14 protein-coding genes are annotated in these 15,397 nt (G+C 48.4%); 6 read left to right on the top strand and 8 right to left on the bottom strand.

Annotation, left to right across the window (positions count from 1 at the left end):
• Positions 1-113: 113 nt before the first annotated feature.
• The 4 genes from M5E81_RS00565 to M5E81_RS00550 all read right to left on the bottom strand — a co-directional run bounded on the left by M5E81_RS00565 (position 114) and on the right by M5E81_RS00550 (position 4,659).
• The gene (locus M5E81_RS00565; protein ID WP_009144564.1) at positions 114-2,147 is read right to left on the bottom strand and encodes a penicillin-binding transpeptidase domain-containing protein; all 2,034 of its coding nucleotides are present in this window, start codon (positions 2,145-2,147) and stop codon (positions 114-116) included.
• The gene (locus M5E81_RS00560; RefSeq protein ID WP_009144565.1) at positions 2,144-3,322 is read right to left on the bottom strand and encodes an FtsW/RodA/SpoVE family cell cycle protein; all 1,179 of its coding nucleotides are present in this window, start codon (positions 3,320-3,322) and stop codon (positions 2,144-2,146) included. The genes M5E81_RS00565 and M5E81_RS00560 overlap by 4 nt, the downstream gene beginning before the upstream one ends.
• A gap of 13 nt (positions 3,323-3,335) precedes the next feature.
• Entirely contained in the window at positions 3,336-3,974 is a 639-nt protein-coding gene (gene trmB, locus M5E81_RS00555; RefSeq protein WP_249747606.1) for a tRNA (guanosine(46)-N7)-methyltransferase TrmB, read from the bottom strand.
• 124 nt (positions 3,975-4,098) lie between these two features.
• Positions 4,099-4,659 (bottom strand): conserved domain protein, encoded by a 561-nt coding sequence (locus M5E81_RS00550; protein ID WP_009144567.1) that lies wholly within the window; start codon positions 4,657-4,659, stop codon positions 4,099-4,101.
• Between the two features lie 218 nt (positions 4,660-4,877).
• Between M5E81_RS00550 and gluQRS the strand changes: the two genes are divergently transcribed.
• From gluQRS to M5E81_RS00525, 5 genes are all read left to right on the top strand, one after another.
• Complete coding sequence (gluQRS, locus tag M5E81_RS00545; protein WP_419720849.1) at positions 4,878-5,828, top strand: tRNA glutamyl-Q(34) synthetase GluQRS; 951 nt, start codon at positions 4,878-4,880, stop codon at positions 5,826-5,828.
• Between the two features lie 53 nt (positions 5,829-5,881).
• On the top strand, positions 5,882-6,100 hold the full coding sequence (locus tag M5E81_RS00540) for a hypothetical protein (protein WP_249747604.1): 219 nt from the start codon (positions 5,882-5,884) through the stop codon (positions 6,098-6,100).
• A gap of 208 nt (positions 6,101-6,308) precedes the next feature.
• On the top strand, positions 6,309-7,163 hold the full coding sequence (locus M5E81_RS00535; protein ID WP_249747603.1) for a patatin-like phospholipase family protein: 855 nt from the start codon (positions 6,309-6,311) through the stop codon (positions 7,161-7,163).
• A gap of 88 nt (positions 7,164-7,251) precedes the next feature.
• A complete protein-coding gene (locus tag M5E81_RS00530) occupies positions 7,252-8,547 on the top strand; it encodes a hypothetical protein (protein WP_249747602.1) in 1,296 nt (431 codons plus the stop codon).
• Positions 8,548-8,714: 167 nt separating this feature from the next.
• Positions 8,715-9,878 carry a M20 family metallopeptidase gene (locus M5E81_RS00525; protein ID WP_249747601.1) on the top strand — a complete coding sequence of 388 codons (1,164 nt, stop codon included), beginning with the start codon at positions 8,715-8,717 and terminating at the stop codon, positions 9,876-9,878.
• 126 nt (positions 9,879-10,004) lie between these two features.
• Here M5E81_RS00525 and M5E81_RS00520 read toward each other — a convergent pair whose 3' ends face one another.
• Positions 10,005-11,471, bottom strand: coding sequence for a bifunctional metallophosphatase/5'-nucleotidase (locus tag M5E81_RS00520; RefSeq protein ID WP_249747600.1), 1,467 nt, complete (start codon positions 11,469-11,471; stop codon positions 10,005-10,007).
• 265 nt (positions 11,472-11,736) lie between these two features.
• On the opposite strand from M5E81_RS00520, the gene pdxR reads away from it, so the two are divergent.
• Positions 11,737-13,152 carry a MocR-like pyridoxine biosynthesis transcription factor PdxR gene (pdxR, locus tag M5E81_RS00515; RefSeq protein ID WP_009144576.1) on the top strand — a complete coding sequence of 472 codons (1,416 nt, stop codon included), beginning with the start codon at positions 11,737-11,739 and terminating at the stop codon, positions 13,150-13,152.
• Here the strand turns inward: pdxR and pdxT are convergent, their stop codons facing one another.
• The 3 genes from pdxT to M5E81_RS00500 form a co-directional block, all read right to left on the bottom strand.
• Positions 13,153-13,728, bottom strand: coding sequence for a pyridoxal 5'-phosphate synthase glutaminase subunit PdxT (gene pdxT, locus M5E81_RS00510; RefSeq protein WP_009144577.1), 576 nt, complete (start codon positions 13,726-13,728; stop codon positions 13,153-13,155).
• The gene (locus tag M5E81_RS00505) at positions 13,728-14,129 is read right to left on the bottom strand and encodes a beta/alpha barrel domain-containing protein (RefSeq protein ID WP_249747599.1); all 402 of its coding nucleotides are present in this window, start codon (positions 14,127-14,129) and stop codon (positions 13,728-13,730) included. The genes pdxT and M5E81_RS00505 overlap by 1 nt, the downstream gene beginning before the upstream one ends.
• Before the next feature lie 387 nt (positions 14,130-14,516).
• Positions 14,517-15,281: a sulfite exporter TauE/SafE family protein gene (locus M5E81_RS00500; RefSeq protein ID WP_040564524.1), complete on the bottom strand. Its 765-nt coding sequence runs from the start codon at positions 15,279-15,281 to the stop codon at positions 14,517-14,519.
• Positions 15,282-15,397 lie beyond the last annotated feature (116 nt).

Below are 15,397 nucleotides of genomic sequence, written 5' to 3'. Positions count from 1 at the left end.
ATCTCCTCCTATTTAATTGCGTAAAAAACTGCGCATAGTGGCAAAGTATCTTATATAGTTCTTCCCCGAGCAGCTTTTCTCCTGCCCGGGGAAGTAAAATAATATAAAAATTTTTAGTTAAACCACACTTCTACCGTAGTGTTTTCAAGCACCTCACTGCCCGGTGGCGGCTTCTGCTGCCACGCATGACCGCTGCCGTAAGGCTTCAGCTTCAGCTTATACGGCTCCAGCAAATCGACAGTATTGCGCATGTCCAGTCCTTTGAAATCCGGCAGCTTGATTTTGCCGTCCGGCATTCTTTGCAGCACCGGCAGCTGCTTCGGCTTCTGGGTATCCTTCTGTCCGACGGCATTCATCTCCTCGAAAGAAGGCAGGCCTTCGCTTGCTGCGGGCTGAATGCCCTTGGCAACAAGTATCTGCTGTAGCGTATCGCGGAAGATAGGCGCGCTGACCTGCGAGCCGTAGAAGGCTCCCTGCGGCGTATCCAGCATAACCAGCATTGCATAACGCGGTTTATCAGCAGGCACAAAGCCTACGAAGGAAGCAATGTACTGACCGGCAGCATAACCGCCGCCGGCTGCCAGCTTCTCCGCCGTACCTGTTTTGCCGGCAATACGGTAGCCCTTAATAGCAGCAGTCTTGCCGCCGCCCTCGCTTACTACCTTTTCCATCATCTCGCGCATCTGACGTGCAACCTGCTCGGTAATAACATTGCGTACTACCGTCTTTTTGCCTTCCTTGATAACGGTTCCGTCGGCAGCCACAATTTTTTTGATGATATACGGCTGCAGCAGCTCACCGCCGTTAGCAATCGCGCAGATAGCGCGCAGCTCCTGCAAAGGCGTCACCGCAACGCCCTGACCTATAGCCATCGTCGCTACGTCAGGCTCATACATATCCTTGGGATTATACAGAATGCCTCCCTCCTCACCGGGAAGCTCAATGCCGGTAGGCTCACCGAAGCCGAACTTTTTCGCATAGCTGATAAGCCTGTCCGCTCCCAGCTTCATGCCCAGCTGTACCATACCGGTGTTGATAGAAAACTTGATAACAGTAGAAAACGGTACCGTACCCATGCCTTCGCCGTCCCAGTTGTAAATTACGCGGTCGGCAATCTTGATACGGCCGTTGTCCTGAATCAGTGTATCAGGTGTAATGATTCCCTCCGTCAGTCCCATGCAGCCGACAATCGGCTTAAATACCGAACCGGGCTCGTAAATCATGGAAACGGCACGATTCGTCCATGTATCGGATCTGTACTTACCGAAATTATTCGGGTCAAAGGTAGGACGGCTGGCCATACCCAAAATTTCACCGGTGTACGGGTCCATGATGATGGCTGCAGCGCCCTTGGCCTTGGTGCGTTCCATAGCATCATCCATAGCATCCTCCAGCACGTACTGGATTTTGCTGTCCAGCGTCAGATATACCGTAGGCAGCTTTTCCTGCTTCGGCTGCAGCTCATGCCCCGGATCATTCACCATTAAGCCTAAAAGCTGCTTGCCTACCGCATCATGCAGCTTGGAATAGGTTGTTTCGCTGCCCTTAAGCACATCATCAAGCTGATATTCCAGGCCGCTCAGTCCCTTGTCATCGGTACCGATAAAGCCGAGAATCTGCGCTGCCGCACGCTTTTTAGTATAATAGCGCTTGCTTTCCTCCAGAAAATGCAGGCCCTTCAAATCATTATCCTTAATAATTTTCTGAACCTGTGCTGCTTCCTTCGGCTCCATCGTGCGCTTCAGCCAGACAAAGCGTCCGCCGCCGGTAAAAATACCGTAAAGCTTTTGGGCATCCGTTTTCAGCACCGGTGCCAGCAAATCCGCGCTTAAGCGTCGCACATCTCGCTGCACGGTTTGTTTGTTCTTTTCATCCTGCTCGTCCTGCATCATTTCCGGGTCTGCGTAAAGCGAGCCCGTCATAATACTCACGGCCATCTCCTCGCCGTCACGGTCCACAATGCGTCCGCGCGGAGTGCCGCGTATATACTCTGCCGTCAGCTGTGATTTCGTCAGCTGCTTGAGCCTGTCTGCCTGCACTACCTGCAGCCAGATTAAACGTAAAAACACACCGGCTACAATTACAACCATACATATACATAAGGCTGTAAAACGTCTTTTACTGTCTAAAAAAGCAAAAGGCTTCATTGCTGCCACCTCCTGCTGCCCACGACACGCAAATCATTGCGGCGTTTTTCCGGCGGTTCGGCATCAAGAAGCTGCTGCTTTTCTTCCTCGTCATAAACCGACAGCAGCAAGCCGATTGCCGCCATTGAAATTATCATCGAGCTGCCGCCGTAGCTGATAAAAATAAGCGGTACACCGATAACCGGGAAAATACCGCAAACCATCGCCATATTGGCAAAGGCCTGGCCGATGATTAAAAAGGTAACTCCGGCTGCCAGCAAAAAGCCCTTCTGATCTCGCGTACTGATTGTAATCTTATAAAAAGCAACTCCCAGCAGACAAAAAACAAGCAGCAGAATAAGTGCTCCGAAAAAGCCGTTTTCCTGACAAAAAACAGCAAAAGCAAAGTCGGTATGAGCCTCCGGCAGATAAGCAAACTTTGCTGCGCCGTGTCCCCAGTTGGTGCCTGTAAGACCGCCGCTGCCGATTGCCAGCAGCGACTGCACCATCTGATAGCCCTTGCCCTGCGGGTCGAGCCAGGGGTCAAACCACACATGCAGACGTTGCAGACGATATTCCGAACTTATTGACAAAAGCACAGCGCCGACAGCACCAACGCCAACAATAGTTGTTATCCAGCGTGCAGGCAGTCCGGCAACAATAAACATGCCCATTACCAGCGCCGCAATAATCGCCGCGGTTCCCAGGTCAGGCTGCACAAGAACGCCAAAGGCAGCTATGCCCGTAGCCATTGTCACCAAAAGGCATTCGCCCTTATACAGGCTTATCTTCTCTCCCAGCTTCATCGCATTGCCCAAAAATCTGGCTGACAGCATAATCAGTACCAGCTTGGCTATCTCTGACGGCTGGATAGAAAAAGAACCTATATAAATCCAGCGTGTAGCACCCTTATTGGCTGCTCCCCAAAAATGCACCACTACCAGCATAACCAGCACTATGCAATAGCATATCCACAGAAATCTTTTATTCAGCAACCTTTTGTAGCCTATTTTACGGATAAAATAAATTCCCACAAAACCCAGCACAGCACAAAGGTAATAGCGAAGCAGATAAGACAGCCCGTTATCATACAAGCTGGCACTGAACACATTGATACCACCTAGCAGCAAAAGTACGGCCATAAGAGTAAAAATAGCTTGACGGGGATTGTCCCATAACAAAAATCTCTTCTTCATGGCAAAGCCCTAATTAAAAAACTACCTCGCAGAAATTGATTGGCGTTCCCAGCGCACTGAATTTCTGCTCATATTCTGTCTGTACAGGGTTCTCATATTCGGAATGATGCAGGTCATAGCTCAAAGCAATAATCTGCAGGCCGAACTCCTTGAATTCCTCTACGGAAAAATCAAACAGAGCGCGGTTATCCGTTTTAAAGCGCAGGTGACCGCCCTCGCCCAACAGCTGCTTGTACAATGCCAGGAAGTTGCGGTGCGTCAGACGGCGTTTGGCATGACGAGCCTTCGGCCAGGGGTCGCTGAAATTCAGATACAGCTCCTTGATTTCGCCGGGCTCAAACCAGTCCAGCAGGTTTTCGGCATTAGCACAAATGATTTTAACATTCGTCAGCTCTTTGTCCTTTGCTGCCTTAGCGGGGAAATAGGCAATATCATGCTGTGTTTCAATGCCGATAAAGGCCTTATCCGGATACAGCTCTGCCATACCGATGGTAAAACGTCCCTTGCCGCAGCCAATTTCCAGACACAGACGTTTGCTAGGGAACATCTCCTGCCAATGTCCCTTGAACTTATCGATATCATGCAGGAAAACGTATTCTCCCTGCACTTCCTTCATAGCTTCTTCAATCCATGGTTTTTTTCTTAAGCGCATAGTCAGACCTCACATAAAAATATTTTCTCAACTATATATTATACAACAAATCTCCTTAACTTGGGAAAAGAATTATAAAAAAGCCGGCAGCATAATAACTACACTACCGGCATAAGCAGGTGTCTCAATCCTTCTTCAACACGCCCTTTACCTTACGCAGCAAATCGTCGACCTTTTTATTTGCCGGCGAATCGTCATCCACCTCAAAGCGACGGCTTTCATCGCCCAGCGGCTTATCCTTGCAGGCCATATTCTTCAGCTCTCCCAGCATTTTGATGCCTTCGATGCGTGCCTCCTCATAGGTTGTTTTAAAGGCAGACAAATCCTCCGGACAGCCTGCTTCCAGCCAGGCATTCGCCACCTTGCCCACAGCGTAGGTCACCGACATGCCCACGGGAATCTGCACCGGTGCAAAGGGAATCAGCGTTGCCAACGTCTGCCCCACAAAGGCACCGCCCAGCGAACCTAAAAGTCCCAGCACAGCACTTTCGGAAAGCTTGATACCACGCAGCTTGGCCAGACGGGTAATCATATAAACCTCGTTCGCCATCAGCGTCATCGTTCCTACTACCGGAGCAACAACGATTACACCGGCACGGGCAGCAGCCCAGCGGCAGATATCCTCCGCCTCTTTATCCGTATCAACAGCATATTTCATTTTATGTTCATCCAAACGCTCTGTCATTTTCTCACCTCATTTATGCAGCTTACAAAGCAATTTACTTTTTATAATTACATTATACAGCAAAGCGGACGGGCGAAACAGTGAGATTATAGTGAAATCGCCGCTACAGTAAACTTTTTCCTTCATACTGACTAATCTCCTGAGCAAAGCAGGAGAGTTTATGGTAAAATATTAGAGTATATATTGATATTCGGTCAAGGTGGTGAGAAATAGTGACAGTGTACAATACGCCTGTCGTAGGACGCTTTGCGCCTACCCCCAGCGGCTTTCTGCATTTGGGAAACGTTTTCTGCAGCCTGCTGGCCTGGCTCTATGCCAAAAGCAGCGGCGGCAAAATAGTTTTGCGCATCGAAGACCTGGACCCGCAGCGCTGTTCCCTCGCCAAGGCCGATGCACTAGCGCACGAGCTGGAATGGCTGGGGCTGACGTGGGACGAGGGTGCGTATTGCAGCGCTGACAGCGACAGCTTTTTCCAAAGCCGCCGCTGCGATATCTACGCGCACTGCTTCGACCTTTTACAGCAGCAGGGGCTTGTCTATCCCTGCTTTTGCAGCCGCAGCGAGCTGCACGCCGCCGAAGCACCGCACGCCAGCGACGGACGTATTATTTATGCCGGCACCTGCCGCAAGCTGACGGCAGCACAGCGCAGCGCCAAAATGCAGCAGCGCCGTCCCGCCTGGCGCATCAAAGTTGCCGACGAGCTTATCGCCTTTACGGATATGCACTACGGCAGGCAGCAGGCCAACCTGGCGCACGAATGCGGTGACTTTATCCTGCGCCGCAGCGACGGAGTGTACGCCTACCAGTTGGCTGTTGTCATCGACGATGCGCTCATGGGCGTAAATCAGGTAGTACGTGGCTGCGATCTGCTCAGCTCCACACCGGTGCAGCTTTATCTTTACCGCCTGCTGAATCTTACGCCGCCGTCCTTCTGCCACATTCCGCTGCTTACGGATGCCGCAGGCCGTAGGCTTTCCAAACGCGACGGTGATCTGGAAATCGCCGCCCTCAGGCAGCACTTCGGCAGTCCGGAGCCTATTATCGGCCTTCTGGCCTATCTTGCAGGCCAGCTGCCCAAGCCGGAACCTCTTACCGCAGCAGAGCTGCTGCTGCTTTTCCGTCCGGAAAAAGTTCCCCTTGAAAATATCGTTGTACCGCAATTGCTTTGATTGCGCAGGCAATAACACATTACACTGATTATAAAACCTGGGAGGAATATATAATGAAAAAATATTTAATGAAAATCAAGGTTAATATGCTGATTGTACTTATCATTAGCTTACTCGGCGGCATGGTCGGCAGTTACTTCTTCAATAACCGCTGGTTAGGCCTGATTGTCGCTATTCCCCTGTGCGCTCTGTATATCTATCAGGTATATCAGGTGCAGGCAGACTACCGCGAGCAGCACACCAAGAAGAAACACACTAATAAGTACAGATAAGCTAAGGCGTTATATTAAACGACCTGCTGAAGTTTAGTTCTCGGAATAGACTTCAACAGGTCGTTTTGCCGTCTTGCAACATTGTGACTGCATTATTATACGGACGGAGCCAAAACGCTTTGCTCACCGATATTTTACATTTCCAGTTCCATCTGCTATTGGTATTTCTCCACCGCTAGTGTATAATAGCAATTAGGAGGACTTTACTATGCATTTACAAAAAACAGCTCTCGTTCTGGAGGGCGGCGGCATGCGGGGAATGTTTTCCGCCGGTGTGTTTGAAGCCTTTTTGGCGCATCAGTTCACCTTTCCCTACATCACCGCCGTTTCTGCCGGAGCCTGCAATATTTTATCATATATGTCTGCCCAACCGCTGCGCACACGTCAGATTATCGAGCACTACGTCACCGATAAGCGTTACTTCAGCGTGCGCAACTGGATTAAAAGCGGCAGCATCTTCGGCTTTGACTTTATCTTCAAGGAGCTTCCCAAGCAACTGCTCCCCTTTGACTATGCAGCCTACCGCGCCTATCCCGGCGTACTGCAGGTAGCTGCTACCGATATCGTCAACGGCGAAAGCGTCTGGTACGATCAGGAAGCAATGGGTCAGGACTTTATTCCTGTGCGCGCTTCTTCCTCCATGCCTTTCGTTGCACCTGTTGTCAAGCATGAAGGACGTGCGCTGCTCGACGGTGCGCTGCTGGCACCCATTCCCTACCAAAAAGCACTCGACGCAGGCTATGAAAAGCTGATTGTTGTGCTCACACGCAACGAAGGCTACCGCAAGAAAAAAGGCGTACCCAAGTTCCTGCTCAAATCAGTATACAAAAAATATCCTAAGCTTTGGGAAATCATGGAACAGCGCCCCAAGCTCTACAACGAGCAGCTGGAGGCTGTCGAAAAAATGGAACGCGAAGGCAAGGCTGTCATCATCCGTCCGCAGATACCCCTTACAATGGATAAATTTGATATCAAGCCGCATAAGCTGTTGGCGCTGCATGACCACGGTATCGGCTGCGGATTAGCTGCAATCGATAGGATAAAAGAATTAGAGCAGCAATAAATCCTTTTATCAAAACTATTTTCAGTGTATAATATATTCTATAATAAGGAATAACAAACAATCCACTCCTTATTCCTTGGAGGTTCACATGAAAATAAGGTTAGGCGTTATCGGCGAAGCAGAGAACATAGATATCTTTCGGGAAGTTATAGAAGAATATAATGACTACGAAATTGATACGTTCATTGATGCCGACGGAACACATACACTGAATATTATCGATACCCACCAACAGGATTTTGACTCCTGGCTCATCTTTGACCAGATAAATTATCTGCATATAAAAAATTGGGGCAAAGTACAAAAGCCTGTCTACTACATTCCTTACTGCGGTGCCAGCTTTTATAAAACACTCTGCACTACTATTTACCAAGGCTTTAAAATCGATGAATTAAGTATAGATACAATCCCCTATTATGACATTACCCGTGCTCTGGAGGATATGAAGATAAACTATAACGTTATTAATCATTTATCCGATGAACATGGTGCCTTATCGCTCAACGGATATGCTGCTTTTCATCTTGAACTCTTTAAAAAGGGCATCACTAAAGCTGCTGTCACCAGAAGCTACTTTGTCAAAAACTTATTGGAGCAGCACGGTATCCCTGCTTTCTGTATCATGCCTATACGTGTTACTGTACGCAATATTTTAAACGTAATTTTAACTCAATTCCGTATAAAAAAACTCCGGGAAGGCCAGATTGCCGTGCAGGTATTCAGCTTCAATCTTCTGGGCGATAAAGACAATTTTTATTCCGTGGATGACTTATACAGCAGAGAAATTGCTATTTCACAAAAGCTCATCAGCTACACCAAAAACATCAGCGGCTCATTAAAGCCTGCCAACGAAGGTAATTTTTATATTTTCACCACGCGCGGCAGCCTGGAACAGCTCACCAACAGCTTCACCAGCCTTCCCGAACTGCCGATTCTGCGCGATTTAAGCAAAAGCCTACGTGCCTGCGGTATCGGCATAGGCAACAGTGCCCGCGAAGCTGAATATAATGCCGTCATTGCCTTAAAGCATGCTTGCGCCGATAAAAAGGGCAGCTGGTATGTCGTGCTTGACGACAAAACAATCAGCGGTCCTTTAGGAAGCGCACAACAGATAGATTTTCAGTATGCCTCCGCACAGTTGGAAGAAGTAAGCAAAAAGACATCTCTCAGCCAAGCCACTTTAAGTAAAATTTGCCATGCGTTGAAAATTTACGGACGCGATGAGCTTAATGCACAGGAGCTTGCCACAATACTGCAAATCCTGCCCCGCAGCGCCCGTCGCATTCTCACCTGCCTTACGGAGCATGGTTATGCCAAAGAAATCCGCTCGGAAATGTCTGAAACAAAAGGACGCCCACGCAAAATATATAAAATAAAATTATAAACACTCCTCCAAAGGCTGAGGTTCAGCACCAAACTGTAACCTTAGCCTTTTTATTTTTAAATTATATACACATATATCTCCTATTGACACACTAGGTGAAAAGATGTATTCTTTAATAAAGGTCTTAGCCTTTATTAGTCTTTTATTATTTTGAGGGGGCAAAAACAATGTCAGATACATTATTAGACAAAAACAAAATTTGGCAACAGATAGACGATGAAAAGGAAAACATGCTGCAGCTTTGGCAGGAATTAGTTAACGTTGATTGCGGTTCCGGCAACAAAGCAGGCGTTGACTTCATCGCACAAAAAATCGAAGCCATTTTAAAAACACTTGGCTTTGCTACAACCCAGGTAGAATTTGAAAAAGCAGGCAACACACTGGTAGGTAAAATCGGCGATACCAGTAAAGATTTTATCGTTTTATTAGGCCACATGGACACCGTATTCAAAGACGGCACCGTAGCAGAGCGTCCGTTTAAAATTGTTGACGGAAAAGCCTACGGCCCCGGCTGCCTTGATATGAAGGGCGTCATTGTTATCATGCTGACAGCTTTAAAAGTGCTTTTGGCAAATAATTATTCCAAGCATGGTATTAAAGTAATCCTTGCAGGCGATGAAGAAGTAGCTCATTACTTAAGCAATGCTTCCGAAACAATTTTGGCGGAAAGCAAGGGTGCTTTGGCAGCATTTAACTTTGAAACCGGTTTCTTGGATCAGGGTGTTGTCACCAGACGCAAGGGCAGATATGAATTTACCATGGAAGCCTATGGTCGCGGCGCACACGTAGGCAATGACCCGCAAAGCGGCCGCAGCGCCATCATTGAATTAATGCATAAGGGCCTTGATATCGAAGCCTTAACTGATTTCGACAAGGGTATTAACTTTAACGTAGGTTTATTCGAAGGCGGCACAGTCAGCAACGCAGTACCGGACTACGCAAAATTAACCTGCGACACACGCTATACCGACTATGCCTTACTGGAAGAAGTATTGCCCAAATTGCAGGCTATTGCGGCTAAGCAATACGTTCCCGATACCAAAACCGTTCTCAAGACTGTTACGGAATTCCAATCCATGGACGAGGTTCCCGGCACAGCCGCTTTGCTCCAATTAGTACAGGAAGCAGCGGCAGAGTGCAATTTACCTCAACCTACAGCCAAAGCAGTCGGCGGCGGTAGCGACAGTGCCTATGCTACAGTTGCAGGCGTTCCTACAATCTGTGCTCTCGGCGTACAGGGCGTACGCAACCATACGGCAGAAGAATTTGCTGTTGTAGATACTCTCTTCAGCAGATGCAAACTGTTTGCTACTATCATGCTTAATATCTGAGGCAAAAGCTTAAGCTTACAGATGCCTTGTTTACATCTTACATATTATTCTTCCTACATACCCCTAAAAAGTATCGTCCCGGCATTTTTTCCGGGACGATACTTTTTTATGCTTATTATATTACCTTTAGTCCTCAATAATCAGACGTCCCTCAAGCTCACGTTTGAGATGCTGATGCGTCATAAAGTATTCCTCGATCACATCGCGATACGAAGTCGCCAGCACGCGTACTCTGCCGTTGGCTTCGGCCTCCTCCAGCGTAATATCCAAAAACGGCTTCAGGCTGCTGTAGTGATATTTGCACAGACCAATCTTATAAATCTGCTGCGCTCCCAAGGGTTTTCTCCCAAATGTCAGCTCCTTGAAGCATTGGCCGCTGCGGCTCCATACTACATGCATTCCCTGCGACAGCTGATAAAATTCCGTATGCTCGCCGGTAAAGGCCTCCTCGCGCAGGAAGCGCTTAATCATGCGTGTCAGCTGCTCACCGGTAACCGGCAGCATATACACCGCTTCATCATAGGGGAAGCATTCGGTAAAGTCGCTGTACAGCACTACCGGTCCCAGATTATAGCTGCGGATAGCACCGGAACCCATCAGCATAACATCAATGCCCAGGCTCTCCTGCAGCGCATCCGCTACCAGGCTGCCAAGAGGAGTTTCCTGAATTCGGGAAGGATGCTCCAGCTTGCGGGCAAAGCGGGTAACCAGTCTGCCGTACTTTTTGTCTGTCAAATCTTTGTAGTGCATAATGAAGTTTTCCAGGCTTTCATCACGAGGGCAATGGGTTTCATCGATAGGCACGTTCGACCAGGTATAAGTATCGACCGCATTCATGTCGGTATCTACCATGATATCAAAACGACCGATCTGATCCGTGCCTGTTCCGGCCTGTACAATCAGAATATCATTAACCTTTACCGGATGCTCCAAAAAGGTATGCGAATGACCACCGATAATAACGTCAACACCCCAAGCGGGATCAAGCATTGCCGCCAGTTTTTTATCCTCTTCGAAGCCGATATGCGTAAGAATAATCGTAAAATCGATATCGATTGGATTGTAGGTATTACAAATACGGCCGATTTCCTCTGCCGCCTCGCAGATATCTACAAAGGAACCGATTACCTTATCCATCTTCGTCTGCGCCAGTACGTCCTCGGTAATGATGCCGATGAAGAGAATCTTCATACCATCGATATGTGCGATATAAAACGGCTGGAAAAGACGCTTGTTATTCGTGCGAATGTGAAAGTTCGCATTGATAATCGGGAAGTTAGCGCACTTTTCGATAAACAGCAGATGCGCCAGACCGTAATCAACCTCGTGATTACCGATGGTCACAACGTCCGGTCCCAGCAGATTCATAATCTCAATGGTCGATACGCCCTTGTATTCCGCATCGATTACGGAGCCACGGAACATATCCCCGGCGATGCAGTAGATAACATTCTCTTCTTCTTCCCTTACCTTATTGATATAGCCGGAAAGCATGGATACGCCGCCGACGAGCTTATTATCAATTCTTTCAGCCAGGAAATCGCCATGCAGGTCATTGGAATGTAACAGTGTCAGCTTTTTTAAATTTTTCATATTAGCACCTCATTTCCTGCAGTTACTGTATTTTTGGTAATTTTATTATAAGGTAAACCCGGCAATTTGCCCCTACCCTAAAAGCGTTTTTCGGATAGGAATAAGCAAATTTTTTATTATTTTCGGCTATTTTTCCGTCTGCTTTACTTTTTTCCCGATACATAGTATCATATTTTCATCTGAACTTATCAATTTATCCTATATACCGAATTTCACTATAGTCAAAATTTTTCTTGGGCTTTTCTGTCAAAAAGGATTTTCTGCTATGCTAACCTACAGCTTTGCCGATTTACAGGGTGAGAGCATGTACGCTCATCTCTACAAATGCATCAAAAACGATATCACCAACGGTGTCCTCCATGCTGAGGAAAAGCTGCCCTCCAAGCGCATGCTGGCCAAAAATTTAGGCATCAGCCTCATCACCGTGGAAAATGCCTACGCCCAGCTCGTAGTCGAAGGCTATATCTATTCGCAGCCCAAGCGCGGTTACTACGTGGCGCGCATTGAGCAGCAGCCTCTGCCGGTAAAGGCAGAACGCAAAGCAGCGCCGTCACTTAAACCACAAGCAACGGCGCAAAGCGTCAGCTTCGCCAAAAGCAGCGTACCGCCGGACACCTTTCCCTATAACATCTGGGCACGCCTTTTGCGTAACACGCTCACCACAGCGGACGAGCACGCTCTCATCAGCGACACCAGCGCCGGCGGCGTTTTGCCGCTGCGTCAGGCGCTCGCCCGTCATCTTTACCAGTTCCGCGGCCTGAACATTGCGCCCGAGCAGATTATCATCGGCGCAGGCACGCAGACGCTGTATAATCTTATCGTACAGCTTTTGGGACGCAGCCACGTCTATGCGCTGGAAAACCCAGGCTATCCGCAGTTGGCAGCAGCTTATCAGGCCAACGATGTTTTCTGCCGTTATCTGCCGATGGATGCCCATGGTATCCGCGCCGATGTTCTGGAAAACAGCGGTGCCGATATTCTGCACATCAGCCCTTCGCACCAGTTCCCTACCGGCATTGTTATGCCTGTCAGCCGCCGCTACGAATTGCTGCACTGGGCAGCAAAAAAAAGCAGCCGTTATATCATCGAAGATGATTACGACTGCGAATTCCGCCTGTTCGGCAAGCCTATTCCGCCATTGCAGAGCATTGATACCGAAGAAAAGGTTATCTATATCAACACCTTTTCCAAAACGCTGGCACCAACCTTCCGTATCAGCTACATGCTGCTGCCACCGCACCTGGCATCGCTGTTTTATGACAAACTCGGATTTTATTCCTGTACTGTATCTAATTTTGAGCAGTTTACGCTCGCTAAATTTATCGAGGACGGTTATTTTGAACGCCACATCAACAGAATGCGCACCTACTACCGCAGCAAGCGCGACCGTCTGCTGCAGTATCTCACGCAGTCCGACGCTGCACCCGCACTTACGGTAGAAGGCGAGGACAGCGGTCTGCATTTTCTGCTGCATCTTGCTACCGATGCCAAGGATTCTCAGCTTGTGCAGGCTGCAGCAGCCAAGGGCATCCAGATTAAATTTCTTTCGGACTATTATCACGAAAAGGTTGGCGACAGCTCGCACACCCTGCTGATGAATTACACCGGTCTGGCGGATGATAAGCTGTATCCGGCCTTAGACACACTGTTTACCGTGCTGAAGCCTTATCTGAAGCTGTAATTATTTCGCAACACACAGGCTGACAAAATATTCGTGGATGCCCGTGCTTTTGGCTACGTCAAGCTCCGGATGAAAGGCCAGATCCAGCTGCTTGCCGTACTGTGCCGCCACAATATGCTCATCTACAGCAGCAAGCACCTCTACGCCATCCCCCACGCTGTCAATATACGGCGTACGGATGAAGGTCATCGGCACCTTGCCCAGCTTACCGAATTCTGCCTCGGTAAAAAAGCTGCCCAGCTGCCTGCCGTAAGCATTACGCTTCACGGTAATCGGCATAGTGGCCAAGTGCAACTTGCTGTCGTTCGTCAGCTTTTCCGCCAACAGAATCATACCTGCGCAGGTTGCCAGTACCGGCAAGCCCTGCGCTATTTTTTTCTGCAGCGGTGCAAACATACCAAGCTCATGCAGCAGCTTGCCCTGCACCGTACTTTCGCCGCCCGGCAGGACGATGCCGTCCAAGGGCTGCTCCAAATCCGGCAACTGACGCAGCTCTACAGCTTCCGCGCCCAGCTGACGCAAGGCCTGCACGTGCTCAATAAACGCACCCTGCAGTGCTAAAACGCCGATTTTCATTATTTACCACGCTCCGCCATCAGCAGCTGAATTTCCGGCTCGTTGATGCCAACCATAGCTTCGCCCAAATCCTCGGACAGCTCTGCCAGCATTTTTGCATCGTTGAAATTGGTTACTGCTTTAACAATGGCCTGCGCACGCTTTGCCGGGTCGCCGGATTTGAAAATACCGGAGCCTACGAATACGCCCTCGGCACCCAGCTGCATCATCAGTGCTGCATCCGCAGGAGTTGCTACGCCGCCTGCTGCACGGATATCGGCAGGAATCTTTTCCAGTGCCATAACAGCGCAGGCACCTGCTGCCTCCGCAATACGCGCCTGCTCCAGTGTCGTAACATCCATAATTACGCCGCCCTTTAACATCTGTGCCAGCTGTGCATTTAATTTATAACGTTCGTTCATTGTGAACACCTCTAAAATATATGCAAATAATAGGTTATGTGTAGTATTATACCTACATCTGAGCTTATTAGTATATTCATTTCTCATCAATTTACTATGTTCAGTTTTAATATATGTATTCTTCACAGCTTACATAACCATACTGCTAAGCAACGCCTGAAGCGTTGCTGCAGGCAGCAAAAAAGCAGTCGCTCTATCATCAACGATGATAGCGACTGCTTTTGCGTATCTTCAGGATCCCCGTAATGTATTTACATCACTGTATTCTTCATAACAATGACATTGTTACAACTGACGGATGTCATTACTTTAACATCTGGCCTCACATTTTTATGCAAAACTGAACTCTTATTACTGTACTATATTTAATTATAAACACCTTGCACTTTATAGAGCATCCAACAAAAATTTAATGCCGGTAATCAGCACCAGAACACTCGCCAGCTTCATCAAAATGCCGGACTGCAGCCTTTGCGCCAAGGCTACACCGCCCTGAGCACCGACAAAGGCACCCGCACCGATCGCCAGACCGCTGGTCCACACAATATGCCCAAGCATAGCATGCGAAACTAAGCCTGCAAGCGAGGAAACTGCCAGAATGCAGGTAGAAGTAGCAATGGCCACGTGCACCGGGAAATTCAGCACATAAACCATAAAGGGAACGTGGACGATACCGCCGCCTATGCCCAAAATGCTGGCTAAAAAACCCACACCGACGCTGCAAAGAACGCCCAGCTTCCAGTTATAGACTTCCGGCACCTCGCCGGCCGTCTTACCCGCCGCATTCTTACTGGCCTTGCGATACATATTTATCGCTGCCAGCACAAAGAAAGCGCCGAACACCAGATAAAAAAGCCTGCCCTGCAGATATTCTGCGGCATAGCTGCCTAAAAATGCACCGGGAACGGTAGCCACGGCAAATTTCAAGGCCGCATCTACGCAAACCTTCTTCTGCCTGATATACCCCCAGGTCCCCGAAACAGCATTCATCAATACCATCAGCACCGAAGTACCGATAGCCAGCTGCGGCTCATAATCCCAAGCAAACACCAGAAGCGGTACAATCACCATACCGCCGCCAATGCCTAAAAGCGCCCCCAATAAACCGACTAAAATACCTAAGGCCAAAAAGCCTGCTACTTCCATCTGCATCCCTCTCATTCTCTCATAATTCTCATTGCAGATTAGCTTAGTTTTTTTAAATCTCTCGTCGGTCAAAATCATCTTTTGACCTGTATTCTCATATATTCCGCAAGTATTCAAAAATA

Source organism: Phascolarctobacterium succinatutens (assembly GCF_023497905.1).
GTDB classification, from domain to species: domain Bacteria; phylum Bacillota; class Negativicutes; order Acidaminococcales; family Acidaminococcaceae; genus Phascolarctobacterium_A; species Phascolarctobacterium_A succinatutens.
This window is presented reverse-complemented; position numbering and strand designations above follow the sequence as displayed.

Excerpts from the sequence above, each read along its gene's own strand:
- M5E81_RS00565 (WP_009144564.1), bottom strand. The coding sequence starts at position 2,147 with ATGAAGCCTTTTGCTTTTTTAGACAGTAAAAGACGTTTTACAGCCTTA.
- M5E81_RS00560 (WP_009144565.1), bottom strand. The coding sequence starts at position 3,322 with ATGAAGAAGAGATTTTTGTTATGGGACAATCCCCGTCAAGCTATTTTT.
- trmB (WP_249747606.1), bottom strand. The coding sequence starts at position 3,974 with ATGCGCTTAAGAAAAAAACCATGGATTGAAGAAGCTATGAAGGAAGTG.
- M5E81_RS00550 (WP_009144567.1), bottom strand. The coding sequence starts at position 4,659 with ATGACAGAGCGTTTGGATGAACATAAAATGAAATATGCTGTTGATACG.
- M5E81_RS00540 (WP_249747604.1), top strand. The coding sequence starts at position 5,882 with ATGAAAAAATATTTAATGAAAATCAAGGTTAATATGCTGATTGTACTT.
- M5E81_RS00535 (WP_249747603.1), top strand. The coding sequence starts at position 6,309 with ATGCATTTACAAAAAACAGCTCTCGTTCTGGAGGGCGGCGGCATGCGG.
- M5E81_RS00530 (WP_249747602.1), top strand. The coding sequence starts at position 7,252 with ATGAAAATAAGGTTAGGCGTTATCGGCGAAGCAGAGAACATAGATATC.
- M5E81_RS00525 (WP_249747601.1), top strand. The coding sequence starts at position 8,715 with ATGTCAGATACATTATTAGACAAAAACAAAATTTGGCAACAGATAGAC.
- M5E81_RS00520 (WP_249747600.1), bottom strand. The coding sequence starts at position 11,471 with ATGAAAAATTTAAAAAAGCTGACACTGTTACATTCCAATGACCTGCAT.
- pdxR (WP_009144576.1), top strand. The coding sequence starts at position 11,737 with ATGCTAACCTACAGCTTTGCCGATTTACAGGGTGAGAGCATGTACGCT.
- pdxT (WP_009144577.1), bottom strand. The coding sequence starts at position 13,728 with ATGAAAATCGGCGTTTTAGCACTGCAGGGTGCGTTTATTGAGCACGTG.
- M5E81_RS00505 (WP_249747599.1), bottom strand. The coding sequence starts at position 14,129 with ATGAACGAACGTTATAAATTAAATGCACAGCTGGCACAGATGTTAAAG.
- M5E81_RS00500 (WP_040564524.1), bottom strand. The coding sequence starts at position 15,281 with ATGCAGATGGAAGTAGCAGGCTTTTTGGCCTTAGGTATTTTAGTCGGT.